Here is a 24,513-nt window from a genome sequence, read left to right on the forward strand (position 1 = left end):
ACGGCGAGCCGGGGCCCGCTCCGACACCGCCGACCCACAATCTGACTCGTTCCGGCAACACGCCGGAAACGTGCGCAGGCTACGTTACAACTGGTCTGACCATCAGACCGATTCCAGGAGGAGGAACCCGCAGCGATGACCATCACCAACCCACCCACCAGCCGTTCCCGCTGGCGACGAGCCGCACTCTCCGTGGTGGCCCTGTCGTTGGTGGCCGCGGCATGCGGTGGCGACGACGACGATTCGTCGGACGACACCGAGGCCGCCGAGACCACGGATGCGCCCGACGACACCGAGACGACCGACGCACCGGACGACACCGAGACCACGGATGCGCCCGACGACACGGAAACGACCGACGCACCCGAGGCCACCGACGCACCGTCGGGCGAGACGACCGACCTCGACGCCAACGGCGACGGTGAGGTGCGCATCGGTATCGCCGCTGCGGGCCCCCGTGACGACGGCGCCTACTACCAGGCCGTCGTCGACGCCGCCGAGACCTTCTCCGCCGAGAACGGCTGGGGCGAGGTCATCGTCGTCGACAACATCCAGGCGGCCGACGCGGCCACCGAGCTCGCCAACCTCGCCCAGCAGCCGATCGACATCATGATCGTCGGCGCCAGCGAGATCGCCGAGCCGATGCCCGACCTGGCCGAGGAGTACAGCGACATCTTCTGGTACTGCAACTGCGGCGCCGGCTTCCCCGAGAGCGAGTTCTACTTGCAGAGCCAGGACAACGGTGCGGGCATCGCCTACACGGCCGGCGTCGCGACGGGCATCGCCCTGCGTGACAGCGGCGGCGATTCGGTCGCATTCCTGGGCTGCTGCGATCTCGGCTTCGAGATCCAGCACTACCTGGCGTATCAGCTCGGCCTCGAGTCCGTCGACGAGTCGCTCACCTTCACCTACGTGCCGACCGGTGACTTCCCGTTCGACTTCGACAACATCCAGAACGCGTCGGCTGCCTACGAGAACGCCGTCGCCGAGGGTGCCGATGCCATCTACCCGTACCTCGGTGGCGCCCACGAGCCCATCGTGCAGCTCGCCAACGAGGGCGGCCAGATCGTGCTGAGCGCCGGTGCCTCCGACGTCTGCACCCGTGAGGGCGACCTCTCGTGGGACATCGCGGTCCGCTTCGACGGTGGCGACTACGTGCGTGAGATCTTCCCGCAGATCCTCGACGGCAGCGCCCAGGAAGGCGACATCATCGTCTACTCGCCGGGCGAGGAGCCCGACGTGGCCGGCGCCGTCATCTGCGACGCCACCCCCGAGCAGCAGGCCGAGATGGACGAGGCCTACGCCCTCGTCGCCAGTGGCGACCTCGACGCCAACTTCGGCGAGATCGCCGCTGAGGCGTTCGGTGGCTGATCAGCCCACCAGCGGTGTGCATGCGGGTGCCGGACCTTCGGGTCCGGCGCCCGCCGGCGCCGCCGTCCGACTCGACCAGATCTGCAAGCGCTACGGCAGCGTGCAGGCCTGCGACAACGTCGACCTCGTGCTTCGGCCCGGTCACGTCCACGGTGTGCTGGGCGAGAACGGCGCCGGCAAGTCGACGCTCATGAAGATCCTGATCGGCCTGGTCATCCCCGACTCGGGCACGGTCACCATCAACGGAGACCGCGTGCGTCTCCGTGACCCGCTCGACGCCGCCGAACACGGCATCGGCATGGTGCACCAGCACTTCAGCCTCGTCGAACCCCTCCGGGTGTGGGAGAACGTCGCCCTCGGCGAGGACGGCAAGCTCCACCCCTCCGACGTGCGTGACCGCATCGTCGAAATCTCAGATCGCTATGGCCTCGACGTCGACCCCGACGCCGTGGTCGGTGAGCTCCCCGTCGGCATGCGTCAGCGGGTCGAGATCATCAAGTGCCTCCGCCGCGACCCGTCGATCATCATCTTCGACGAGCCGACGTCGGTGCTCACCCCCGCAGAGAGCGAGCAGCTCTTCGAAACCCTCCACCAGGTCGTCGTCGGCGAAGGGCGCGCCGTCGCGCTCGTCAGCCACAAGCTCGACGAGATCCTGAAGGCGACCGACGAGGTCACGATCATGCGGCAGGGCCGCGTCGTCGACCACGTGGCGACCGAGACGGTCGACGCATCGAGCCTCGCAGCAGCGATGGTCGGCCGGTCCGTCTCGCTGCGCTCCGAGCGCGTGGCGCTCGGCGTCGTCGACCCCGCGCTCGAGGGCACCGAGGTGCCCCAGACCGAGCACGAGTCGACCCCGGAGGTCCTCCGTCTCGACCACGTGACCCTCCGCGACCGAGAAGGGCGCACGATCCTCGACGGCCTCGATCTGAACGTCCGTGCCGGCGAGATCGTCGGCGTCGCCGGCGTCGAGGGCAACGGCCAGCGACCGCTCGCCGACATCTTGTCGAGCCTCACCGACATCGATGAGGGCGAGGTTCGCGTGGCCGGCCAGAAGGTCGCCACCGGCAAAGCGGGTGCGATGGCCACCGCAGGCGTCGCCGTCATCCCCGAGGATCGCCACGACTCCGGCGTCGTGCTCGACATGTCGATCGCCGAGAACCTGTGGCTCGTCGACACCAAGCCGGTCTCGCGAGCCGGTGTGCTCGACCACCGCAAGATGAACCGCACCGCCGAAGCACTGATCGAGGAGTTCGAGATCAGCTGCTCGGGCCCCGACGCCCCGCTCTTCTCGCTCTCGGGCGGCAACCAGCAACGCGTCGTGTTGGCGCGCGAACTCTCGAACGAACCGAAGGTGCTCGTCGCAGCGCAGCCCACACGAGGGCTCGACGTCGGCGCGATCGAGTACATGACCGACCGACTCCGCCGCGCCGCCGAAGACGGTGTCGGCGTGCTCCTCATCTCGAGCGAACTCGAAGAGATCCTCGACCTCGCCCACCGGATCATCGTCATCTCCGACGGTCGCATCATCGGCGAGATGGATCGGCAGGACGCCGACCTCGAGCGCATCGGTCTGATGATGGGAGGCCAGACCGTATGACGGTCGAACCAGGCAACATGACCGCTCAGCAGGTCGCCGGCGGCGAGTCGCACCCGACCGAACACCACCACGGTGTCGGCTCCGACGACTTCAAGCCCGAGATGGGCACCGACGGCACCCTCACCGAGGAGCCGCATCACCCCAACCCGGCGACACCGACGGCCGACCGCTTCAAGGCGATCGGCGAGGTCGTCTTCCTCTATGCCATCTGCATCGCTGCTGCGCTCGGCCTCTCGGCACTGCTCGTCGAGGTCACCGGCGGCTCGTCGTCGGAGGTGTTCAACGCGCTGCTCGACGGCAGCATCCGCGGGCCGGGCCGCATCGGTGCCACCATCGGCGTGGCGGTGCCGTTGCTGCTCGTCGCGATCGGCACGATCGTCTCGAACCGGGCCGGCCTGGTGAACATCGGCCAGGAGGGTCAGCTGTACATCGGCGCAGCGTTCGGCGCCTACTTCGGCACCAAGCTCGGTTTTTCCGGACCGTGGGTGATCGTGCTGCTGCTGGCCGCCAGCGTGGTGGGCGGCGCTCTCTGGGCCGGCATCGCCGGCGTGTTGCGGTACACCCGCAACGTCCCCGAAGTGCTCACCACCCTGCTGCTGGTCACGATCGCCGCACAGCTGGTCGGATACGGCCTCAAGAACCAGTGGCTGTTGCTCGCTCCGGCCGAGGGCCGAGCGAATCGACAGCAGATCAGCCAGCAGCTCCCCGACAACACCCGCATCCCACGCATCGAGTTGTTCGGCAACGAGTTCCCGATCTCGGCATTCATCGCGATCGCGCTCGCGTTCCTGATCGCCGCCGCCATGGCCCGCACGGTGTGGGGTCTCCGGCTCCGGATGCTCGGTCACAACCCCCGCACCGCGCAACGGGCCGGTGTCGCCGCATCCCGGTACGGCGGCGGCGCCCTGCTCGTCTCCGGTGCGTTCGCCGGCCTGGCCGGCGGCATGATGCTCGCAGGCGGCGACTTCGGCAACTACACCCTCGTGCCCGGCTTTCCCGCCAACATCGGCTGGACCGGACTCCTCGTCGCACTGGTGTCGCGTCAGCGCGCATCGGTCGCGATCGTCATCGCCTTCGTCTTCGCCTGCCTGCGCACCGGATCGGGCTTCCTTGCTGCAACCGGCGTCGAGCGACGCATCACCGACGTGGTGCAGGGCCTGCTCGTCCTGGCCCTCCTCATCCCCCCGGCGCTGTTGTTCTTGCGACAACGACGACGCCAGATGAACAGCGGAGGTGACCGGACGTGATCGACTTCCTCAGCGCCATCGGCGACGTCCTGACGTCGGAGGCGGCCTACATCAACGCCCTCACGTTCGCGGTCTTCCTCGCCTTCGGTGCCACCGGTGAATGGGTGGCCGAACGGTCGGGCACCCTCAACATCTCGCTCGAGGGCATGTTCCTCGCCGGCGCCTTCTCGGCCGCCATGGGCATGCACCAGACGGGCAACGAGGTGGTCGCCGTGTTGTCCGGCATCGTCGGCGGCGTGGCCGTCGCCGCCGTACAGGCGAACATGAGCCACCGGCTCGTCGCCAACCAGTTCGTGGTCGGCCTGACCCTCAACATCCTCGTGCTCGGACTCACCAGCTTCCTGGCGTCCGAACTCGACCCCGTGACGAGCCAGGCCGATTCGCAGCGCATCCCGCTCCTGGCGGACATCCCGCTCGTCGGCGCCGCGCTGTTCGACCGAACGTGGATCTTCTACCTGATCTACGCCGTCGTCCCGATCTGCTGGTGGATCGTCTTCCGGACCCGTTGGGGGCTCGAACTGCGAGCCACCGGCGAGAACCCTCAGTCGGCCGACGTGAGCGGCATCGACGTCAACAAGCGACGTCGGGAGAGCATCTACGTCACGGGCGTCACCGCCGGCATCGGCGGTGCGTACCTCGTACTCGGCGCGGTCGGCCAGTTCGAGGACTCGATCGTCGGCGGACGTGGCTTCATCGCCCTGATCGCAGTCATCTTCGGTGGGTGGACGCTGCGCGGCACGATCGCCGGCTGTCTGCTGTTCGGTGCCGTGCTGTCGTTCCGCTTGTCGCTCCCGGCACTCGGCTACGAGCTCAACGGTGACCTGCTGACCTCGTTGCCGTTCGTGGTGACGATCGTCGCCATGTCGATCTTCGCCAGCCGGGTCCGCCCGCCGGCGTCGCTCGCCCAACCATTCATCCGCGGTCTCAAGTAGCAGAGGGGCTCCTCCATGACCGAAACCCAGACCGGCACCGCCGCCGAACAGACGTCGAAGATCCCGACGCTGCTCACCCACATCGCACTGCCGGTGCGAGACCTCGGCGCCACGCTGGCGTTCTACGAGCGGTACACGAACCTGGCCGTCATCCACGAGCGTCACGACCCGGAGACCGACCTGCGCACTGCGTGGCTCGCCAACGAGCGTGACCGCACGACCGACGGAGCGGCCCGCTTCGTGATCGTGCTGATCGAGGGCAAGCTCCCGACCAAGATCACCGGCGACATCCAGGAGCAGTACGGCTTCCTCACCTCGATCAGCCACCTCGGACTGTCGCTCGACAGCCGCGAGGAGGTCGATCGGATCGCCGAGATGGCGAAGGAAGAGGGCTGTCTCCTGCTCGGCCCGATGTACCGCAACGAGGTCGTCGGCTACATCTGCATCGTCACCGACCCCGACGGCAACAACCTCGAGTTCTCCGTCGAGCAGGTGCTCGGGTGATGGCGTCGTGAAGACCGCACCGTCGATCGCTCGGATCGACACGTTCCCGTGCACGTACGGCACCGACCGTGAGCGCATGTCGTTCCTCTACGTGCGCGTCACCGCCGACGACGGCAGCGTCGGGTGGGGCGAGGTGTGCGACAGCTACGGCTGCTCCTACGCCGGCGTCCTCGCCCACCTGATCGACGAGGTCTTCGCCCCGCTGATCGTCGGCCAACCGCTCGTGTCGGTCGACCTGCTCGCGGACCGCATGCGCCTGTTCACCCGACGGCGACTCGGCGACGCCTGGATCGCACCCCAAGCCCGTTCCGGCATCGAGATCGCACTGTGGGACCTCGCCGGCCAGGCCGCCGGACGATCGATCTCCGAACTGCTCGGCCGCACCGCCGACCACGTCGAGGTGTACGGATCGTGTGGCTTCCTCGAGGAAGGCCCGGCCGAACACCACTACGAGGTGATCCGCCCCCTGCTCGATCGCGGCGTGCGCAAGATCAAGGTCCGCACCGGCCCCGAATGGCACTCCGACCTCGACACCCTGCGCAAACTCCGTCCGATGCTGGGCGCCGACGTCGAGTTGATGGTCGACGCCAGCGAGACGTACACGCTGCCGACCGCTCGCGCCCTCGCCGAAGCGCTCACCGAGTTCGACGTGCGATGGATCGAGGAGCCGCTGCCGCAGTCGGAACGGGCGGGCATCGAAGCACTCGTCGCCCACTCCCCCGTTCCCGTCGCCTACGGGGAGCACATGTTCGGCCTCGACGACGCACTCGACGCGCTTCGCCGACGCCAACTCGACGTGCTCCAGCCCGACGCCGCCACCGCCGGCGGCATCAGCGAGGCTCGCAAGATGGCGACGGCTGCGCCGGCCTACGGCGTGCGGGTCGTCCCCCACGTCTGTTCCGGTCCGGCGGCGCTCGCCGCCAACCTGCATCTCGCTGCCAGCGTCCCGGCGATCCGACTCGTCGAGTACCCGCCGACGCTGCTGCCCGTGTGGGAGACGTTCGGCGACGGAGCCCCGCTCGGTCTCGACTCGATCGTCGACGGCACGCTCCCCGTCCCGACCGCCCCCGGCCTCGGCGTCTCCATCAGCGAGACCGCCTGCGCTGACCATCCGTACGAAGCACCCGGCGCCCGCGTCGCCGGCACCACGACCGGCCTGCCCGACCGATTCGTCGGCGACCGCTGACTCACCACCAGGAGGAACCATGACCGACGACACCATCGTGTCAACCGACGAGATCGCTGCGGCGCGCGAGCGCGTGTCCGTGCCCGGCTCCCCCGGCTTCGAGGGCGAGATCGGCGGCAGCATGGCGGAGTTCTCCGCCGAGTACATGACCTACATCGAGGACTATCTCGACGACGACCTCAAGGTCGTCGGCGACCGCATGATGGCCATGCTCCGGTCGATGGACCAGCTCCACCAGGGGTTCGCCGTGAGCCAGCTCGACCACGCGCTCCAGACCGCCACCCGCGCCGAGCGCGACGGCGCCAGCGACGACATGATCGTCGCGTCGCTGTGCCACGACGTCGGCAAGACCTTCTCGAACATGAACCACCCGGCGATCGCAGCGGAGATGTTGCGCCCGTGGGTGAGCGACGAGGCGTACTGGGTCGTGAAGTACCACCAGGACTTCCAGGGCCGCCACTACTACGGCCGGATCGGCATGGACCCCGAGATGCGCCGCAAGCATCTCGGTCACGAGCACTACGCGATGGCAGAGCGGTTCGCCGACGACTGGGACCAGACCGCCTTCGACCCCGACTACGAAGCCGAGACGCTCGACCACTTCGAACCGCTCGTGCGCAAGGTGTTCTCGCGCACGCCCCGTCGCGGCTGATCGTGTCACCGGCAACCACGGCGCCCGGCGCCGCACCGAGCGCCGACGTCACGTTGCTCGTCAACGGTGACGTCGTCACGATGAACCCCAACCGCGACGTGCTCGTCGGCGGTGCGATCGCGATCGCCGACGACCGCATCGTCGCCGTCGGCCCGACGTCGGAGTTGCGCGCCGCTCACCCCGGCGCCACCGAGGTCGACCTGTCGTCGTGCGTCGTCACGCCTGGCATGATCGACGCCCACCAGCACCTGACCGGCGATCCGCTGATCCGGAGCTGCATCCCCGACCTCCTGCCGCCCGGCGCATCGATCTTCGAGTGGTCGGTGCCCGTCCACGCCGCCCACGAGCCCGACGACGACGAGGCGTCGGCGATCTTGTCGGCGGTCGAGGCCCTCACCGCCGGCGTCACCACGGTCGTCGAGGCCGGCACCGTCGCCCACGCCGATCGCGTGGCAGCAGGTCTCCAGCGCCTCGGTCAGCGCGCCACGCTCGGCGTGTGGGGTTGGGACATCGAAGAGGGCCCGTTCACCGCCCCGGCCGACGAGGTCCTCGATCGGCAGGCCGCGGTGATCGACTCGTTCCCGGCCGGCGGGCTCGTCGAGGGCTGGGTCACCCTCGTCGGCCACGACCTGGCGTCGGACGCACTCCTGGCCGGCGGCGCCGACCTCGCACGTGCCAAGTCGACCAACATGACGATGCACCTCTCGCCCACGTCGTCCGATCCGGAGCGCTATCTCGAGAAGACGGGCAAGCGCCCGGCCGTCCACCTGAACGACCTCGGTGTGCTCGGCGAACACCTGCTGCTCGGCCACGGCGTGTGGCTCGACGACGCCGAGGTCGAACTCGTCATCGACACCGAAACCGCCATCGCCTATTGCCCGTGGGCGTACCTGCGGCTCGGCCAGGGCGTCTGTGCCCACGGGCGCCACGCCGAGATCGTCGAACGCGGCGGCCGGGTGGCGTTCGGCTGCGATGCGACCAACGCCGGCGACTCGATCGACATCCTGCGCACCGCTGCGGTCGCCGCCGGCATCGCCCGCGACGCGGCCGTCGATCCGACCCGATTCGGGGCGCACCAGGCGTTCGAGCTCGCGACCATCGCCGGCGCCGAGGCGATCGGCATGGCCGACCGGATCGGATCGATCGAGGTCGGCAAGCAGGCCGACATCGTCGTCCACCGCACCGACACCCCCGGCTGGACGCCGCGCGGCGACGTCGGCCTGCAGCTCGTGTGGGGTACCGATGGTCGCAGCGTCCGCGACGTCTGGGTCGCCGGCCGCCAGGTCGTGTCCGACGGCCGCCCGACGGCGATCACCCAGGACGAACTGGCCGAGATGGCGACCCACCGCCAGACGAAGCTGCTCGAGCGTGCCGGCATCGAGGTGCCGCACCTCTGGCCGCATCACGACGCACGCTGATCGCACGCAAGGAGAGAACCAGCATGGAACTGCGCGTCTTGGGACGAACCGGCATCCAGGTGGCCCCACTCGGTTTGGGCACGATGGTGCTCGGCGCATGGGGCAACACCGATCACGACGAGTGCTCACGCATCGTCAACCGAGCGCTCGACGCGGGTCTGAACTTCGTCGACACCGCGGACGTCTACGCGTTCGGTGAGAGCGAGGAGATCGTCGGCAAGGCGATCGCCGGACGACGAGACGAGGTCGTACTCGCCACCAAGTTCCACAACGGCATGCCTGGCCCCGACGGCGAGTTCGACCCAAATCGGCGCGGCAACTCACGACGCTGGATCCGGCGCGCGGTCGAGGACAGCCTGCGACGCCTCGACACCGATCACATCGACCTGTACCAGGTCCATCGTCCCGACCCGATGACCGACGTCAGCGAGACGATCGACGCGCTCACCGATCTGGTGCGCGAGGGCAAGCTCCTCGCGTGGGGCACCTCGACCTTCCCGGCCGAGGAGTTGGTGGAGACCTGCTGGGCAGCCGACCGGCGAGGCGTCGCCGCACCGCACACCGAGCAGCCGCCGTACTCGATCTTCTGTCGGGCGATCGAACGCGACGTGCTGCCGACGTGCCGTCGCCACGGCATCGGCGTCATCGTGTGGAGCCCGCTCTCGGGTGGGTGGTTGACCGGCAAGTACTCACGCACCACTCCCCCGCCCAGCGACTCGCGAGCGGCCACCAACCCCGACCACTTCGACGGTGACAACGACGACAAGTTCGACGCCGTCGAGCGACTCGGGGTGATCGCCGACGATGCCGGCCTCACGCTCACCCAGCTCGCACTCGGCTTCACGCTCGCCCATCCCGATGTCGACGTCGCCCTGATCGGGCCACGCACCGAGGCGCAGCTCGACGACCTGCTGACCGCGCGCGACGTCGTGCTGTCCGACGACGTGCTCGACGCGATCGACGAGGTCGTGGCCCCGGGTACCGATCTGAACCCTGCCGACCGTGGGTGGACCCCGCCGTCGCTCGACCGAACGTTCCGCCGCCGAGGAGGTGCCCGATGAAAGCCATGCAGTACGACCATCACGGCACCAGCGAGGTGCTGCAGTACACCGACGTCGCCGACCCCGAACCGGGGCCCGCCGACGTCGTCGTCGACGTCGCTGCGTGCGCACTCAACCGACTCGACCTCGTCCAGCGCAACGGCTGGTACACGCTGCCCGGCTACACGCTCCCCCACATCGCCGGCATGGACGTCGCCGGTGTCGTGTCGGCTGTCGGCGACGAGGCCGCCGCGGCGGGCTGGTCGGAAGGTGACCGAGTCGTCGTCGACCCGTCGCTGGCGGGCGTCACCGACTCGTCGAAGCTGGCCGGCATGGGCGACCTGTACGGCGATCTCGGCGTGATCGGTGGCACGGTCGCCGGCGGCTACGCCGAGCGGTGCCTCGCACCGGCGTCCCACCTCTACCGGGTGCCCGACGACATGGAACTCGCACACGCGGCAACGTTCCCGACGACCTTCCTCACCGCCGGCCACGCCCTCTTCGCGGTCGCCGATCTCCAGCCAGGCGAGACCGTGATGATCCATGCAGCGGGCAGCGGCGTGTCGGTTGCTGCGATCCAGATGGCGGTCGACCGCGGGTGCACCGTACTCGCGACCGCGGGCAGCGAGTCCAAGCTCGAACGTGCCCGCGACCTCGGCGCAGCGCACGTCTGCTACAACCGCACCGGCGACGTCGCCACGTGGGCTCGCGAGGTCACCGACGGCCGCGGCGTCGACGTCGTGTTCGACCACGTCGGCACGGCCCTGTTCCCGCCGTCGATCTTCTCGCTGGCGATCGGCGGCCGCCTTGTGTGCTGCGGCAACACCTCGGGCGACGAGGCCGTCATCCCGAGCCTCGGTTTCCTGTTCCACTCCGGGATCAAGATCATGGGGTCCGATCCCTATGCCCCCGAGGAGTTCGGGCCGCTCTGGGAGCAGTTCTGCGACCGGCGCTACCCGCAGGTCATCGACGCCCAGTTCGCCCTCGCGGATGCGGCTGAAGCCCAGGACCGCCTCGAGAACAACGACGTGTTCGGCAAGGTCGTGCTCCGGCCGTGACCGCATCGGGTGACTCCCCCTTCCCCGAACTGAAGAAGACCCACACGATGGCCCGCACGGGCCGTCCGTACACCGACTACAAGCCACCCGCCGCAGCCCCGGTCTGGGCGGCGATCGAGGGGTACGGGCGCTTCCACGTGCTCGTCGCCGCGCTCGAGCTCGGCGCGTTCGAGGCGCTCGCCCGGGCCGACCGTCGAACCGGCGAGGAACTCGCGAGCGAACTCGACGTGTCGGCCCCGCACCTCACGACACTGCTGGAAGGCGTGGTCGCGCTCGGCTTCCTCGAGCACCATCACGGGCACTTCTCGCTCAACGACACCGCCAAGCGGTACCTCCTCGTCGACGGCCCGGCTTCGATGGTCGATCTGGTCCCCGTTTCACCGGGCCCGCTCGCGAACTGGAGCGACCTCACCGAAACGGTGCGCACCGGCGCGCCGCCGTCACCGATCGACGACGACCCGGCCGCGTTCTACCGACCGCTCGTGGCCGGCACGTTCACGACCATCTTCCGCTGCGCGAGCCGAGCCGACCTCAAGTTGCGCTACTCGGCGCTCCCTGCACCTTTGGTGCTCGACCTCGGCGCCGGCGCGGCGCCGTGGTCGTGCGCGATCCTCGGCGCCAACCCGGGCGCCACGGCGGTCGTGAACGACCTCGATGGGGTCGTCGACCTCGCCGAGGCCAAGCTGACCGAGCACGGGCTGACCGATCGCTGCGAGATCCGAGCGGGCGACTACCTCGAGATCGACGTCGAGGACGACTCGTACGACCTCGTCGTGCTCGGCCACATCCTGCGCGCCGAGAGCGGCGACCGTGCCCGCGCCTTGATCGATCGCGCCGCACGCGCGTTGAAGCCCGGTGGACGCGTGCTGATCGGCGACTACTTCGCCGACCGCCAGCGCGCGCTCGAACCACACGCCCTGATGATGGGCGTCACGATGATGGCCAGCACTCGCCACGGCCGCGTGTTCCGATACGCCGACCTCGCCACCGAGTTGCGCGACGCCGGCTTCGAGGCACTCCGCCTCATCGAGCCGATCGGTTTCCAGATGGTCGCCGTCGGCACGCTCGCACCTGGAGGTACGACACCATGACCGACTCGAACGCGCACCCCGACGCTCCCCAGCCGATCGACACCCTCGTCGACGCCTGGTACGTCGTGACCATGAACGAGACCCGCGACATCATCCATCGCGGCTCGATCGCCATCCACGACGGAGTGATCGTCGAGGTCGGCAAGACGGCCGACCTCGAGCGGCGCTACGCCCCGGCCCAGCGCCTCGGCGGCGACCGATTCGTCGCCGCGCCGGGCATGGTCAACACCCACATCCACATCACCGGCGAACCGTTGACCCGTGGCTACGTGCCCGACGACACCCCGTTCGAGGAGAACGTGTTCGTGTGGCTCACCAACCTGTACGCCGCCTACGCCGAGGGTGACGAGCGGTGCTCCGCCCAGTTGGCAGCCACCGAGATGCTGCGGTCGGGAACCACCACCTTCCTCGAAGCCGGCACCGTCCGCCTCCTCGACGAGGTGTTCGACGGTCTCGCCGAGACGGGCATCCGGGGACGCCTCGGCGCCTGGGTGTGGGATCTTCCCCCTGAACCCGACGTGTACCGGCAAACGACAGACGAGGCGATCGCCCGGCTCGACGACCAGCTGACCCGCTACCGCTCGTTCGCCGAGGGTCGGTTGGGTGCCTGGTCGACGGTGGTCGGCCACACCACCTGCTCCGACCCACTCTGGAAGGCGGCGCGCGAGCTCGCCGACACCCACGACGTCGGACTCAGCTTCCACATGTCGCCCGCCAAGTCCGACCCCGACGGCTTCATCGCGGAGTTCGGGCAGCGCCCGTTCGAGCACCTCGACGAGATCGGCGTGCTCGGTGACGACGCCTGTGCGACGCACTGCGTCCACGTGGACGATCGCGAGATCGACACGATGGCTCGCACCGGCACCAGTGTCGCCCACTGCCCGACCACCGCGCTCAAGGTCAGCTACGGCGTGACCCAGATCGGCAAGATGCCCGAGATGGTGCAGCGAGGCGTGAACGTCTCGATCGGCACCGACGGCAACAACGCCTCGAACTACTCCGACCTCATGCGGGCCACCTACCTCGTCGCCGGGCTCTTCAAGGACGGCCGGATCGACCCCCAGATGTTCCCAGCCGAGAAGGCGCTCGAGATGGCGACCCTCGGTGGCGCTCGCTCGATGACGATGGACGACCAGATCGGCTCGCTCGAAGTCGGCAAGCGTGCCGACGTGGTGCTGCACGACACCGACCGGCCCGAGTGGCGACCGTTGTTCAACGTCGTCAACCAGCTGGTCTGGTCGGCCGACGGTCGTGGTGTCCACACCGTCTTGGTCGACGGCCGCGTCGTCGTGGAGGATGGCCACATGACGACGATCGACGAAGCGGCGCTGTGGGCCGAGGCCCAGCAGCGCGGCGGAGACATCGTCGCCCGTTCCGGACTGCCCGACCGGGCGAAGTTCCCCGTTCTGTGATGCCCGACGCGATGGAGCGTGACTCATGACCTGGTGGGAGGCGATCCTCCTCGTCGTCGGCGGCCTGGCCGCCGGCGTCATCAACACGATGGCCGGTGGCGGGTCCGCGCTGACCGTGCCACTGCTGGTGCTCGCCGGCGTACCCGGCAACCAGGCGAACGGTTCGAACCGTGTCGGCATCCTCGCCGCCAGCGCATCGGCGGTGCTGTCGTTCCGCAACTCGAAGGCGACGTCGCTCGACGGCTCGTCGAAGGTGCTGCTGCCGACGGTGATCGGTTCGGTCATCGGCTCGGTCGCGATCAGCCAGATCGCCGACGACACGTTCGAGACCGTCTTCGGGGTGCTGATGATCCCGATCGTCATCCTGACCGTGCTCAAGCCGAAGCCCAAGCTCGAGGTCGAGCCGTGGCCGGCGTGGGTCACCTTCGCCGTCTTTCTCGGGATCGGTATGTACGGCGGCGCGTTCCAGGCCGGCGTGGGACTGGTGCTGCTCACGGCGCTGACGCGGGCCGGCTACGACCTGGTGACCGCCAACAACATCAAGGTGTTCATCAACCTCGTCGTGACGGCGATCGCCCTGCCCGTGTTCATCATCAACGGCGACGTTGTCTGGGGCCCGGCGCTGATCCTCGCTGCCGGCTTCCTCGCCGGCGGCTGGTTCGGCGCCAAGCTCGCCGTCAAGGGCGGCGAACAACTCGTGCGCATCTTCATGATCGTCGCCGCCCTCTACCTCGCCGGCAGCCTCATCGGCGTCTGGTGACGACGCTCCTCACCGGTACGAACGAACACATCCACCGTCTCGACGGCCGGACCGGCCAGTCTGAGGCGATGCGGTTCTTCAACGCCACGAGGTCGCCGTCCGACGACGGTGAGCTCGCGAGGCTCCGACAACTCTTCCTCCAGTTCTGCGGCGCGTTCGCCCTCATCGGCGTCGTGGCGTTCATGCTGGGCAACGACGAGCAGCGTTGGGATCCGGCGATCTCCGTCGGCTTGATCGTCATCGTCGGGCTCGCGTCGCTGCTCGGCGACCGGTTCGTCGCCCGACGCCTCGACTGCACGTCGGACGGTTCGCTCGTCGACAGCTACCGGAGCCGCTTCTTCCTGCGCGTCGCCATCGCCGAGATCCCGGCGCTGGCGGCGTTCGGACTCTCGGTCGGCGCCGCACCGTGGTGGGTCTACTTCGTCGGACTGCCGTTCAGTGCGTTCAGCCTCGTTCGGCTGGCGCCCATCGCGCGGAACGTCGAGCGCGACGAGCAGCTCCTGCGCGCTCGGGGCTGCCACCGGCCGTTGGGCCAGCTGCTGGGTGTCGAACAACCGGGACTGATCAGCTGAACTCGACAGCCGTCAGGCTCGCAGGATGGTGGCGTCGATCTCGACGAGCTGGTCGGTGTAGCCGAGGTCGTTGACGCCGAGCAGCGTGGCGGGTGGCACCGGCCCCTCGAACCACGCGGTCACCGCGTCCCACGCCGTCGTCAGGTTCGTGTGCTCACCGACGACGTAGATCGTCAGTTGTCGGACGTCGGCGAGTTCGAATCCGTGCACACCGATCACGCTGCGAAGGTTGTCGAGGCACTGGGTCGCCTGCCGGCGCGGGTCGCCGACACCCACCACGGTCCCGTGCTCGTCGTGTGGCACCTGACCGGCGACGAACAATCGGTCACCGACCACGTCGGCGTACCGGTACCCCGGTGTCGGAGCGAGGCCTGCAGCGAGCTCGTCGTCGTTCATGGGTCGACCGTAGCGGCGCCCGTGGAGTCGAGCGGCGCCGCTTCCGGTGTGGTCAGGCCGGGACGATCTCGGGGAACGTCCAGGATCCGTCGAGGATCTCGGGTTCCGGCTCGTACATCCGGACGACGTAGTTCCAGCCTTCCGAAACCGGGATGACGTTGCCCAGGTTCGGGTCACCACCGAAACGGATGGTGATCGACCCGTCAGGATCGGGTGTGGCGGTCACGTTGTTGTAGCTGTACACGCCCTGGTCGTTCTCGGGGATGAAGCCGTCGGCGTCGTACACGATCGCGGACCAGAACGCCCTGACCGGCACGTCACGGACCGTCACGAGATGTGGCGTTCCGTCGTTGCGCTCGACCGAGCCGAGCACGGCGAAGGTGTTCTGCAGCGGCATGCCTCCCCATCCGGCGGCCGCCATGACCAGGTGCTTGATCGGGTCGACGTCCCCCTTCGCTCCGAACCCTCCTTCGTTGCTGATCCCGAGCTTGGCGAGCGTGTTGAGGGCATCGCGTGCGATCGACAACTGCTCGAGGTCCCAGTCGGGCAGGTCGAGTGCTCCGCTCCCGCCGCCCTCGATCCGAAGGCCGTCCTGCAGTGCATTGGTCGCTGCGACGTCCGCAGGGTCGAGAAACGTGCGGACGATCAAGTAGGCGTATCGAGTGCCGACCCGATCCTGTGACAGCTCGTACTCGCCGGGTTCGGTGAACGCGAAGCTGTAGTGGTCCTGGTCGATCACGTGCAGGCTCTGGTATCGGCCGCCGGTCTCGGGCATCACGACGGTCGCCGGCTCGGCCAGGTCGAGCACCGCCGAGGAGTACAGCGTGTCGTAGTTCATCCGGATGACGTCCTGGCGATCGATCGGAGTCGGTCGGCGCAGATGAACCCAGGTGTTGAGACCGACGGCACCGGCGACCTTCCTGATCGCCGTGTCGGACTCGGCTCGTGCGAAGTTCTCGACCGTGACGTCAACGGGCATGGCTGCCTTCCTTTCCTCGAGTACGGCACCAGCACTCGCCGCCAGGCCGCGCTTGACAGCGTCGCGCTCGACGACGTCGCCGACCAGGGCCGTCCGACCCGACGCGATCGGAAGGGGCCGGACGACCGCCGGTTCCTCAGCGGAGGAGACCGGGTTCGGCGACGAGGGCGCGGTAGCTGACCATCAGCTCCACCGCCTCGTCGACCGTCTGGCGACGGCCGTCGGCCGTGCCGTCGACGTCGCGCACGCGAGCGATCTCGGTGCCGTCCGCAGCCATGATCGACACCCCGGTCGCCGAGCACCCCCAGGCGACCACCCACAGGTCGTCCGACTCGCCGAGACGCGACGCCGAACCGGCACAGCCGGAGTTGGCCCCGGTCGCATCCTCGATCACCGTCTCGATCGTCGCCACATCGCCGTCGACCGAGAACACGATCACTCGGGCGGGTCGTTCGGTGTCGCTCGCGTTGTCGAACACCGAATAGCGGCCGTCACCGAGCGGCACGAGATGGTGGGGAGCGCTCAGCAGCGCCTGCTGGGGTTCCGAGCCCGGATCGCCGAGCAGGCCGCCTGGGTCGGCCACGTCGAGCGCTGCCGCACCGTCATCGCTCCCGAATGTCCACGCCAGTTCACCGGACTCGACATCGAGCGCGAACAGCGTGTTGAGGTTGCGCGTCGATACGAGCAGCAGCCCGGTGTCGTCCTCGACCTCGACGCTGTTGCAGTGCACCGGGTCGAGATTCCAGGTGACGGCGTTGCCACGCTGGAACTCCCAGAGGTCGGCCGGGAGGTGTTCGAGCAGGTCCCACTCCTGATCGACTATGCCGTCGGGGTCCACGTGGGTGACGACGCAGCCGACCATTGTCTCGTCGGCGGCGACGTCGACACACGGCAGCGCCTCCGACGTCGTGCAGTCGATCTCGGGGTACCTGATGCTCCAGAAGCCCTCGCCGTCGTCGTCGTAGTGGAGTTCGTGGAAGTCGAGTTCGAGATCGGTGATCGAGTCGTCGGTCACGATCTCGCCGCCGGCGGTCGTGGACACGACACTGCACAACGAGAAGCTGCCGACCTCGCAGGTGCCGGTGAGGAAGGCGAGCCCGTCGGCGCCGACGTCGGCCGCGAACCCGATGCCGATGTCACCGTCGAGTGCGATCGCATCACTCGGCAGCAGCTGTGCCGTCAGCTCCAGCACGGAATTGTCCTCGTCGTGGATGGGACCGATCAGGTAGATCGCCGATGTCTCCTCGGCGAGGTCGTTCCACCGTGCCTCGTCGAGGACCTCCATCGTCAACCGCCAGTCGGCGAGATCGACGGTGCCGTCGTCGACGGGCGCCGCTGCGGTCGTCGGGGCTGCTGCCGTCGTCGCCGCCGTCGTCGTCGCAGCGACGGTCGTCGGCGCTGCGGTCGTGACGGGCACCGTCGTCGCAGGCACGGTGGTCGCCGGTGCGGCGGCGTCCGAGCCGCTGCATGCAGCGGCTGCGAGCGCGACGGCCGCGACGAGCAGGGTGAGGCGCGAGGTGGTCGACATGCCCTCCGGGTCTACCGCCGATCCTGCCTTCATGTCGCGGCGAGAACCGGGATCGTGACCGACCGGAAACATGGCGTTCACGCTTTGGTCTTATGGTCAGTCCAATGACGGAACGACTGATGGCGACGCCGGACACCTGCTACTGGGGCTACCTCGACCGGGAGCAACCCGCCGTGCTCGACGTCGAGCCCGGCACCACGATCACCATCGAGGCAGTCACCCACCACTCCGGTGACGCGCCCGATCTCCTGATGGACGAGGGCGTCACGAAGATCTGGGACGGCATCCCCGAGTCGGAGCGCTCCCCCGGCGTCCACATCATGACCGGGCCGATCAACGTCCGTGGCGCGAAGCCGGGCGACACCCTGCGGGTCGAGCTGCTCTCGATGAAGCCTCGCATGCCGTACGGCTCGAACTGCGCGGCCAACTGGGGCCTGTTCCACCAGGAGTTCGGCAAGGAGCGGATCACGATCTACGAACTGGTCGACATGCCGTCGGACGGTTCGTTCCCCACCAGCGCCCGCCCGATGTTCGGCTACGACTTCAAGACGCTCGAGCTGTACGACATCCCGGGCATCGTGACACCGCCCGACCCGGCCGCTCGCGAACCGTTCGGTCGCCAGGTCACCGTTCCGGTCCGGCCGCACCTCGGCCTGATGGGCGTCGCTCCGGAAGGCGAACGCCGCAGCAGCATCCCGCCCGGTGTGTTCGGCGGCAACGTCGACAACTGGCGGTTCGGCCCCGGCGCCACCGTGCACTACCCGGTCTTCGCCGAGGGAGCCGGCTTCTACGTCGGCGACCCCCACTTCGCCCAGGGCGACGGCGAGATGTGCGGCACAGCGATCGAAGCCTCGCTCGACGTGACCCTGCGCCTGTCGCTCGCCGACGACGTCTCCACGACGAGCCCGCTCCTCAAGACCGACACCCACTGGTACACGCACGGTTTCGGCGACGACCTCGACGAGGCGATGAAGATGGCGGCCGACCAGGTGCTGCGGCTGATGGTCGACCGTGGCGGCTTCACGATGGACGAGGCCTATTCTCTGGCTTCGGTGGCCGTCGACTTGGGCGTGACCCAGGTCGTCGACGGCACCGTCGGCTGCCACGCCGGCGTCGCACTCGATCTGATCGGATGAACCCATGCGGCTGACGCCCCACGAACAGGAGCGCCTGATGGTGCGGGGCGCGGCCGAGACCGCACTCGCCCGTCGGGCACGCGGCCTGCGTCTCAACCACCCCGAGACCGTGGCGGTGCTGACGGCGTGGGTGCTCGAGGCGGCGCGCGACGGACGTCGAGTCGCCGACCTGATGGAAGCCGGACGCCACGTGCTCACCACCGACGACGTGATGGACGGTGTCGCCGCTCTGGTACCCGAGATCCAGGTCGAGGCCACCTTCCCCGACGGCACCAAGCTCGTCACCCTGCACGAACCGATCGGCAGCGGGTCACAGCCGCCGGGCGACCTCGTGCCGGGTCAGATCGTCGGCCCCGACGACCCGATCGAGATCAACATCGGACGACCCGTGCTGCAGCTCCGAGTGGAGAACGAGGGCGATCGTCCGGTGCAGGTCGGTTCCCACTACCACTTCGCCGAGGCCAACCATGCGCTCGCGTTCGACCGCAAGGCCGCACGCGGCCACCGCCTCGACGTGCCCGCCGGCACCGCCATCCGATTCGAACCCGGCATCGCCATGGACGTCGACCTCGTCCCCTTCGTCGGCAACCGTGTGATCCCCGGCCTGCGAGGCGAAGTCGGGGGCGCGCTCGACGACGCCCACGACAACTCCGACGACACGACAGGGAGCGCCTCATGAGCACGATCGATCGTTCCCGCTACCGCGCCCTCTACGGGCCCACCACCGGAGACCGCATCCGCCTGGCCGACACCGACCTCTGGATCGAGGTGACCGAGGATCACTGCGCCGGCGGCGACGAGGTCGTGTTCGGCGGCGGCAAGGTGATCCGCGAGTCCATGGGCCAGTCGACCCTGCGCCGGGTCGACGGCGCACCCGACGTCGTCATCACCGGGGCCGTCGTGCTCGACCACTGGGGCATCGTCAAGGCCGACATCGGTCTCCGCGACGGACGGATCGTCGGCATCGGGAAGGCCGGCAACCCCGACACGATGGACGGTGTCGACCCGGCACTGGTCATCGGTCCGTCGACCGAGGTGATCGCCGGCAACGGCAAGATCGTGACTGCCGGAGCGATCGACTGCCACGTCCACCTGATCTGCCCACAACTGTTCGACGAGGCGCTTGCCGCCGGCATCACGTCGATCGTCGGTGGGGGCACCGGCCCCGCGGAGGGAACCAAGGCGACGACCGTCACCGGCGCCTGGCACCTCGAACGGATGCTGGAGGCGACCGATCACTGGCCCGTGAACGTGGCGCTGCTCGGCAAGGGCAACACCACCGATCACGAGGCGATGTGGGAACAGCTGCGCGGTGGTGCGGCAGGCTTCAAGCTGCACGAGGACTGGGGCACGACCCCGGCGGCGATCGACGCCTGCCTGACCGTCGCCGACCAGTCGGGCGTGCAGGTCGCGATCCACACCGACACCTTGAACGAGGCGGGCTACGTCGAGTCGACGCTCGACGCGATCGGCGGCCGATCGATCCACACGTTCCACACCGAAGGCGCCGGCGGCGGTCACGCTCCCGACATCATGACGGTGGCCAGTCACCCCAACGTCATGCCGTCGTCGACGAACCCGACGCGGCCGCACACCGTCAACACGGTCGACGAACACCTCGACATGCTGATGGTCTGTCACCACCTGAACCCGGCGGTGGCTGAAGACCTGGCGTTCGCCGAGAGCCGCATCCGGCCTTCGACCATCGCCGCCGAGGACGTCCTGCACGACCTCGGTGCGATCTCGATCATCGGGTCGGACTCGCAGGCGATGGGCCGCATCGGCGAGGTCGTCATCCGCACCTGGCAGACGGCACACGTCATGAAACGACGGCTCGGATCGCTGCCCGGCGACGGCGCCGCGGACAACCTGCGCGCACGGCGCTACGTGGCCAAGTACACGATCGCCCCGGCGATCACCCACGGTCTCGAGCGCGAGGTCGGCTCCGTCGAGGTCGGCAAGCTCGCCGACCTGGTGCTGTGGGACCCGGCCTTCTTCGGCGTCCGTCCCCATGCCGTGCTCAAGGGCGGCATGATCGCCTGGGCGACGATGGGCGACGCCAACGCGTCGATCCCGACGCCGCAGCCCGAGCTGCCCCGTCCGATGTTCGGTGCCGCACCGGCCGTTGCACCGGGTCGCTCCGTGTCGTGGGTCGCTCAGGCCGCCCTCGACGACGGCCTCCCCGACCGCCTGCGGGTCGCACGCGAGCTGCGACCGGTCGCCGACACCCGCTCACGCGGCAAGGCCGACCTCCCACTCAACGACGCCACACCGCGCATCGACATCGACCCCGACACGTTCGCCGTCCGGATCGACGGCGAGCTGATCACCGAGGCACCCGCCGAGGAGCTGCCGATGGCCCAGCGCTACTTCCTGTTCTGATGGTCGCCCCCTCCCTCCTGCTCCTCGCGGACGCCCGGTTCCCGACCGGTGGGCACGCCCACTCCGCCGGCACCGAGCAGGCCGTCGCGATCGGCGACGTCCGCGATGTCGAGTCGCTCGACCGCTACCTACGGGCACGACTCGCCACCACCGGCCGGACCGACGCCGCGTTCACGGCCTTCACCTGTCGGATGGGGTCAGACCCCAACCGACATCTCATCGATGCGGAAGGCCGCCGACCTGTCGGTTGGGGTCTGACCCCATCCGACCTGGCCGCGACCGACCGGGAGTACTCGGCTCGGATGCCCTCGCCCTACCTGCGCGACGCGAGTCGGCGGCTGGGGCGGCAGCTCGTGCGAGTGGCGTCTCGAACGTGGCCGTCGGCGGCGCTGGCCGAGGTCGCCGCGACACCCGGTGGCCCGCACCAACCGATCGCGCTGGGCGCCGCCGCAGCGTCGGCCGGCGCCCGACCGGTCGATGCCGCGGTGCTGGCGCTCCACCATCTCGCCGGCGCGGTCGCGACGGCCGGAGTCCGGCTGCTCGGCCTCGACCCGATCGAGGTCGCCGCCGTGCAGGCCGAAGCCACCGAAACGGCTGCCGCGACCGCACTCGTCGACGAACCCTGGCTCGTCGACGACCCCGCCCACCTGCCTGCATCGGGTGGGCTCCTGACCGAGATCCTCGGCGAACACCACGGATCGCTCGACGCCCGCCTGTTCGTCGCCTGACACGCCCCACCCACGACCAGAACCCGGAGAACCCCATGCCCCCGCACCATCCCGACGGCGAACTGTTCCCCGACCGATCGATCACCGCGTCGAAGCCGCTCCCGCGGGGTCGAGCCCTGCGGATCGGCATCGGCGGCCCGGTCGGCTGCGGGAAGACCACGCTCGTCGGCCAACTCTGCCGCTCGCTGCGCGACGAGTTGTCGCTCGTGGTGGTCACCAACGACATCTTCACGTCGGAAGACGCCCAGGCGTTGAAGGCGGCCGCCGTGCTGCCCGAGGAGCGCATCATGGCGGTCGAGACGGGTTGTTGCCCGCACACCGCCATTCGTGACGACATCGCCGCCAACCTCGACGCCGTCGAACAGCTCGAGGCCCGGCACGGTCCGGTCGACGTCACCCTGGTCGAGTCCGGCGGCGACAACCTGACCGCGATCTTCTCGAGCGGCCTCGTCGATGCCCAGATCTTCGTCCTCGACACCGCAGGCGGCGACGACGTCCCGCGCAAGGGCGGGCCCGGCGTCGCCCTCGCCGATCTGCTCGTGATCAACAAGGTCGACCTCGCTCCGCACGTCGGCTCCGACGTCGACCGGATGTACGCGGATGCCGTCGAACGGCGATCGGGCGGCCCGGTCGTACTCACGTCGATGGTCGGCGACGTGGCGGCGGGCCCGGTCGCCGACTGGATCCGCAGCCTGCTCGCGGTACGGAACGCCGCGTAGTGCGCGCCGCCGCTCGGATCCGCGTCGAGCGCCGCCACGGCCGCGACGAGGTCGTCGATCGGACGGCAGAGCCCCCGTTCGCCGTCAGGCGCTGTGGCGACAGGATCATGCTCGCCGCGACCGCTGCGTCGCCGGTCGGCGGTGATGAGCTCGAGCTCGACGTCGTGATCGGCTCGGAGGCGACGGCGTCGATCGGCTCGATCGGCGCGATGCTCGTCTGGCCGGCACCGACGCCCGCCGTGTCGTCGATGACGACCACGGTCGCCGTCGGAGCCGGCGGCCGGCTCGTGCTGGCTCCGGAACCCACGATCACGGTCCGTGGCTCCAATCACCGGGCGACGACCCGGGTCGACCTCGCCGAGGAGGCCACGTGCGAACTGGTCGAGGAGTACTCGCTCGGCCGGTCGGGCGAGGCGCCGGGCACCATCGAGACGTCGCTGCGGGTCGAGCGCGGCGGCCGGGCACTGTTCCACCACGACGAGTTGCTCGGCGCGCTGGCCGAGGCGGGCTCCACGTCGGTCGGCGTCGGCACGGCCCGCCACGTCACCACAGCGTTGATCGTCGGGGAGGTCGCCGGTGACGCCGCGACGTCGGTGGAAGCGGGCGGTATGGCCGCCAGACTCCCCGTCGACGACGACGCCGTCGTGCTCCTCGGCGTCGGCATCGACCGTCCCACCGTGCGACGACTGATCGACGCCCTCCGCTCGACCGTGGCCCCACCCGTGCGTTATGGTTAGACCATCAGACCATTCCGATGCTCGAGCGTCGAAGGGTCGATCCGAGTGATCGAGACGAATGATGAGGACCCCATGCTGATCGAACACGGAGCACTCCGCCACCACTGGTACCCCGTCGCCGAGTCGACCGATCTCGGCGTCCCGGGTGACGAAACGCCGATCGGCGTGAAGCTGCTCGGCGAGGAGTACGTCGTGTGGCGCGGCCCCGACGGTCGGGTGGTCGCCGCCCCCGATCGCTGCACCCACCGCGAGTCGCCCCTCAGCATCGGCACCGTGGCCGACGGCTGCCTCACCTGCCCGTACCACGGCTGGACGTTCGGCGCCGAGGGCACGTGCGTGCTCGTGCCGTCGTCGGGCCAGGGCAAGCCGGTGCCTCCGAAGGCGCACCTGCCGGCGATCAACGCCCAGGAGGCGTACGGGTTGGTGTGGCTGTGCCCGGCCGAGCCGCACGGCGACATCCCGATGATCTCGTACGACTCGAATCCCGAGTACCGCCGGATCAACACCGGCGTCGACGTGTGGCAGACATCGGCGACGCGCATGACCGACAATTTCCTCGACATCGCCCACTTCGGCTGGGTCCACCGCGACACGTTCGGCAACGACGACCTGTTCGAGGTGCCGAAGATCGACCTCGACGAACTCGACGACGGCTGGTACGGGTACGCCTACGAGGTCGAAGTCGGCAACGACAAGGGCGGCGCCCAGTCATCGGGGCAGGAAGGCGACACGGTCCATCGCCGCATGAGCACCGGCATGCACCTGCCGTTCACGGTCCGCAGCACGATCCACTACGAGACGGGCCTCGACCACATCATCCTGCTGTGCTCGACCCCGATCGACGACACCACGTCGTACTTCACGTTCGTGGTGTGGCGCAACGACGACTTCAGCGTGCCGGCCGAGGAGATCATCACCTTCGACCGACGCATCGGAGCCGAAGACAAGTTCATGCTCGAACGCGTGCCCGGCGTCCTGCCCCTCGACCAACAGGCGACCGCCAGCGTCCAGGCCGACAAGGCCTCGGTCGAATGGCGCCGCCGCCTCGCCGCCCTCGTCGCCACCTGA

Annotated in this window: 24 protein-coding genes; 21 read left to right on the plus strand and 3 right to left on the minus strand. The window is 69.0% G+C overall.

All coding sequences use genetic code 11. The features are described 5' to 3' along the window. The first annotated feature begins 135 nt into the window (after window positions 1-135). Genes BDK89_RS14690 through BDK89_RS14755 form a run of 14 tightly spaced genes read left to right on the plus strand, consistent with a single transcriptional unit; the run spans window position 136 to window position 14,840 of the window. The gene (locus tag BDK89_RS14690; RefSeq protein WP_133869659.1) at window positions 136-1,371 is read left to right on the plus strand and encodes a BMP family ABC transporter substrate-binding protein; all 1,236 of its coding nucleotides are present in this window, start codon (window positions 136-138) and stop codon (window positions 1,369-1,371) included. Then, a complete protein-coding gene (locus BDK89_RS14695; RefSeq protein ID WP_243839180.1) occupies window positions 1,364-2,968 on the plus strand; it encodes an ABC transporter ATP-binding protein in 1,605 nt (534 codons plus the stop codon). The genes BDK89_RS14690 and BDK89_RS14695 overlap by 8 nt, the downstream gene beginning before the upstream one ends. Continuing rightward, complete coding sequence (locus BDK89_RS14700; RefSeq protein ID WP_133869660.1) at window positions 2,965-4,215, plus strand: ABC transporter permease; 1,251 nt, start codon at window positions 2,965-2,967, stop codon at window positions 4,213-4,215. The genes BDK89_RS14695 and BDK89_RS14700 overlap by 4 nt, the downstream gene beginning before the upstream one ends. Beyond that, window positions 4,212-5,147, plus strand: coding sequence for an ABC transporter permease (locus BDK89_RS14705; protein ID WP_133869661.1), 936 nt, complete (start codon window positions 4,212-4,214; stop codon window positions 5,145-5,147). The genes BDK89_RS14700 and BDK89_RS14705 overlap by 4 nt, the downstream gene beginning before the upstream one ends. 15 nt (window positions 5,148-5,162) lie before the next feature. Beyond that, the gene (locus tag BDK89_RS14710; RefSeq protein WP_133869662.1) at window positions 5,163-5,651 is read left to right on the plus strand and encodes a VOC family protein; all 489 of its coding nucleotides are present in this window, start codon (window positions 5,163-5,165) and stop codon (window positions 5,649-5,651) included. 7 nt (window positions 5,652-5,658) lie between these two features. After that, the gene (locus BDK89_RS14715) at window positions 5,659-6,837 is read left to right on the plus strand and encodes a mandelate racemase/muconate lactonizing enzyme family protein (protein WP_133869663.1); all 1,179 of its coding nucleotides are present in this window, start codon (window positions 5,659-5,661) and stop codon (window positions 6,835-6,837) included. Window positions 6,838-6,856: 19 nt separating this feature from the next. Continuing rightward, entirely contained in the window at window positions 6,857-7,489 is a 633-nt protein-coding gene (locus BDK89_RS14720) for an HD domain-containing protein (RefSeq protein WP_133869664.1), read from the plus strand. A gap of 2 nt (window positions 7,490-7,491) precedes the next feature. Continuing rightward, the gene (locus BDK89_RS14725) at window positions 7,492-8,907 is read left to right on the plus strand and encodes an amidohydrolase family protein (protein WP_243839181.1); all 1,416 of its coding nucleotides are present in this window, start codon (window positions 7,492-7,494) and stop codon (window positions 8,905-8,907) included. A 23-nt stretch (window positions 8,908-8,930) separates the two neighbouring features. After that, entirely contained in the window at window positions 8,931-9,968 is a 1,038-nt protein-coding gene (locus tag BDK89_RS14730; protein WP_133869665.1) for an aldo/keto reductase, read from the plus strand. Next, a complete protein-coding gene (locus tag BDK89_RS14735; RefSeq protein ID WP_133869666.1) occupies window positions 9,965-11,005 on the plus strand; it encodes a zinc-binding dehydrogenase in 1,041 nt (346 codons plus the stop codon). Before BDK89_RS14730 ends, BDK89_RS14735 begins: the two co-directional genes overlap by 4 nt. Then, complete coding sequence (locus BDK89_RS14740) at window positions 11,002-12,096, plus strand: class I SAM-dependent methyltransferase (protein WP_133869667.1); 1,095 nt, start codon at window positions 11,002-11,004, stop codon at window positions 12,094-12,096. The genes BDK89_RS14735 and BDK89_RS14740 overlap by 4 nt, the downstream gene beginning before the upstream one ends. After that, window positions 12,093-13,508 (plus strand): amidohydrolase family protein, encoded by a 1,416-nt coding sequence (locus BDK89_RS14745; RefSeq protein WP_133869668.1) that lies wholly within the window; start codon window positions 12,093-12,095, stop codon window positions 13,506-13,508. The genes BDK89_RS14740 and BDK89_RS14745 overlap by 4 nt, the downstream gene beginning before the upstream one ends. Before the next feature lie 25 nt (window positions 13,509-13,533). Continuing rightward, window positions 13,534-14,268: a sulfite exporter TauE/SafE family protein gene (locus BDK89_RS14750; protein ID WP_133869669.1), complete on the plus strand. Its 735-nt coding sequence runs from the start codon at window positions 13,534-13,536 to the stop codon at window positions 14,266-14,268. Further along, the gene (locus tag BDK89_RS14755) at window positions 14,265-14,840 is read left to right on the plus strand and encodes a hypothetical protein (RefSeq protein ID WP_133869670.1); all 576 of its coding nucleotides are present in this window, start codon (window positions 14,265-14,267) and stop codon (window positions 14,838-14,840) included. Before BDK89_RS14750 ends, BDK89_RS14755 begins: the two co-directional genes overlap by 4 nt. A gap of 12 nt (window positions 14,841-14,852) precedes the next feature. On the opposite strand, the gene BDK89_RS14760 is transcribed toward BDK89_RS14755, so the two are convergent. The 3 genes from BDK89_RS14760 to BDK89_RS14770 form a co-directional block, all read right to left on the minus strand. Next, window positions 14,853-15,236, minus strand: a complete 384-nt coding sequence (locus BDK89_RS14760) for a RidA family protein (protein ID WP_133869671.1) — start codon at window positions 15,234-15,236, stop codon at window positions 14,853-14,855. Window positions 15,237-15,288: 52 nt separating this feature from the next. Beyond that, window positions 15,289-16,215, minus strand: coding sequence for a DUF1254 domain-containing protein (locus tag BDK89_RS14765; protein WP_133869672.1), 927 nt, complete (start codon window positions 16,213-16,215; stop codon window positions 15,289-15,291). Window positions 16,216-16,351: 136 nt separating this feature from the next. Beyond that, window positions 16,352-17,743, minus strand: coding sequence for an aryl-sulfate sulfotransferase (locus BDK89_RS14770; RefSeq protein WP_133869673.1), 1,392 nt, complete (start codon window positions 17,741-17,743; stop codon window positions 16,352-16,354). A gap of 104 nt (window positions 17,744-17,847) precedes the next feature. Here BDK89_RS14770 and BDK89_RS14775 point away from each other — a divergent pair, with 104 nt between their 5' ends. The 7 genes from BDK89_RS14775 to BDK89_RS14805 all read left to right on the plus strand — a co-directional run bounded on the left by BDK89_RS14775 (window position 17,848) and on the right by BDK89_RS14805 (window position 24,513). Then, complete coding sequence (locus BDK89_RS14775) at window positions 17,848-18,879, plus strand: acetamidase/formamidase family protein (RefSeq protein ID WP_133869674.1); 1,032 nt, start codon at window positions 17,848-17,850, stop codon at window positions 18,877-18,879. Window positions 18,880-18,883: 4 nt separating this feature from the next. After that, window positions 18,884-19,558 carry an urease subunit gamma gene (locus BDK89_RS14780; RefSeq protein WP_133869675.1) on the plus strand — a complete coding sequence of 225 codons (675 nt, stop codon included), beginning with the start codon at window positions 18,884-18,886 and terminating at the stop codon, window positions 19,556-19,558. Then, complete coding sequence (locus tag BDK89_RS14785; protein WP_133869676.1) at window positions 19,555-21,261, plus strand: urease subunit alpha; 1,707 nt, start codon at window positions 19,555-19,557, stop codon at window positions 21,259-21,261. Before BDK89_RS14780 ends, BDK89_RS14785 begins: the two co-directional genes overlap by 4 nt. Continuing rightward, entirely contained in the window at window positions 21,261-21,989 is a 729-nt protein-coding gene (locus BDK89_RS14790; RefSeq protein ID WP_133869677.1) for an urease accessory protein UreF, read from the plus strand. Before BDK89_RS14785 ends, BDK89_RS14790 begins: the two co-directional genes overlap by 1 nt. 35 nt (window positions 21,990-22,024) lie before the next feature. Next, window positions 22,025-22,708 (plus strand): urease accessory protein UreG, encoded by a 684-nt coding sequence (gene ureG / locus BDK89_RS14795; protein ID WP_133869678.1) that lies wholly within the window; start codon window positions 22,025-22,027, stop codon window positions 22,706-22,708. 107 nt (window positions 22,709-22,815) lie between these two features. Beyond that, entirely contained in the window at window positions 22,816-23,445 is a 630-nt protein-coding gene (locus BDK89_RS14800; RefSeq protein ID WP_133869679.1) for an urease accessory protein UreD, read from the plus strand. A 72-nt stretch (window positions 23,446-23,517) separates the two neighbouring features. Continuing rightward, a complete protein-coding gene (locus BDK89_RS14805; RefSeq protein WP_133869680.1) occupies window positions 23,518-24,513 on the plus strand; it encodes an aromatic ring-hydroxylating oxygenase subunit alpha in 996 nt (331 codons plus the stop codon).

The organism is Ilumatobacter fluminis (genome assembly GCF_004364865.1).
Taxonomy (GTDB): Bacteria; Actinomycetota; Acidimicrobiia; order Acidimicrobiales; family Ilumatobacteraceae; genus Ilumatobacter; species Ilumatobacter fluminis.

Coding starts and splice junctions, on each gene's coding strand:
- BDK89_RS14805 (WP_133869680.1), top strand. CDS start 23,518: ATGCTGATCGAACACGGAGCACTCCGCCACCACTGGTACCCCGTCGCC.
- BDK89_RS14790 (WP_133869677.1), top strand. CDS start 21,261: ATGGTCGCCCCCTCCCTCCTGCTCCTCGCGGACGCCCGGTTCCCGACC.
- BDK89_RS14710 (WP_133869662.1), top strand. CDS start 5,163: ATGACCGAAACCCAGACCGGCACCGCCGCCGAACAGACGTCGAAGATC.
- BDK89_RS14770 (WP_133869673.1), bottom strand. CDS start 17,743: ATGTCGACCACCTCGCGCCTCACCCTGCTCGTCGCGGCCGTCGCGCTC.
- BDK89_RS14780 (WP_133869675.1), top strand. CDS start 18,884: ATGCGGCTGACGCCCCACGAACAGGAGCGCCTGATGGTGCGGGGCGCG.
- BDK89_RS14700 (WP_133869660.1), top strand. CDS start 2,965: ATGACGGTCGAACCAGGCAACATGACCGCTCAGCAGGTCGCCGGCGGC.
- BDK89_RS14765 (WP_133869672.1), bottom strand. CDS start 16,215: ATGCCCGTTGACGTCACGGTCGAGAACTTCGCACGAGCCGAGTCCGAC.
- ureG (WP_133869678.1), top strand. CDS start 22,025: ATGCCCCCGCACCATCCCGACGGCGAACTGTTCCCCGACCGATCGATC.
- BDK89_RS14775 (WP_133869674.1), top strand. CDS start 17,848: ATGACGGAACGACTGATGGCGACGCCGGACACCTGCTACTGGGGCTAC.
- BDK89_RS14745 (WP_133869668.1), top strand. CDS start 12,093: ATGACCGACTCGAACGCGCACCCCGACGCTCCCCAGCCGATCGACACC.
- BDK89_RS14735 (WP_133869666.1), top strand. CDS start 9,965: ATGAAAGCCATGCAGTACGACCATCACGGCACCAGCGAGGTGCTGCAG.
- BDK89_RS14690 (WP_133869659.1), top strand. CDS start 136: ATGACCATCACCAACCCACCCACCAGCCGTTCCCGCTGGCGACGAGCC.
- BDK89_RS14720 (WP_133869664.1), top strand. CDS start 6,857: ATGACCGACGACACCATCGTGTCAACCGACGAGATCGCTGCGGCGCGC.
- BDK89_RS14760 (WP_133869671.1), bottom strand. CDS start 15,236: ATGAACGACGACGAGCTCGCTGCAGGCCTCGCTCCGACACCGGGGTAC.
- BDK89_RS14785 (WP_133869676.1), top strand. CDS start 19,555: ATGAGCACGATCGATCGTTCCCGCTACCGCGCCCTCTACGGGCCCACC.
- BDK89_RS14800 (WP_133869679.1), top strand. CDS start 22,816: ATGCTCGCCGCGACCGCTGCGTCGCCGGTCGGCGGTGATGAGCTCGAG.
- BDK89_RS14750 (WP_133869669.1), top strand. CDS start 13,534: ATGACCTGGTGGGAGGCGATCCTCCTCGTCGTCGGCGGCCTGGCCGCC.
- BDK89_RS14730 (WP_133869665.1), top strand. CDS start 8,931: ATGGAACTGCGCGTCTTGGGACGAACCGGCATCCAGGTGGCCCCACTC.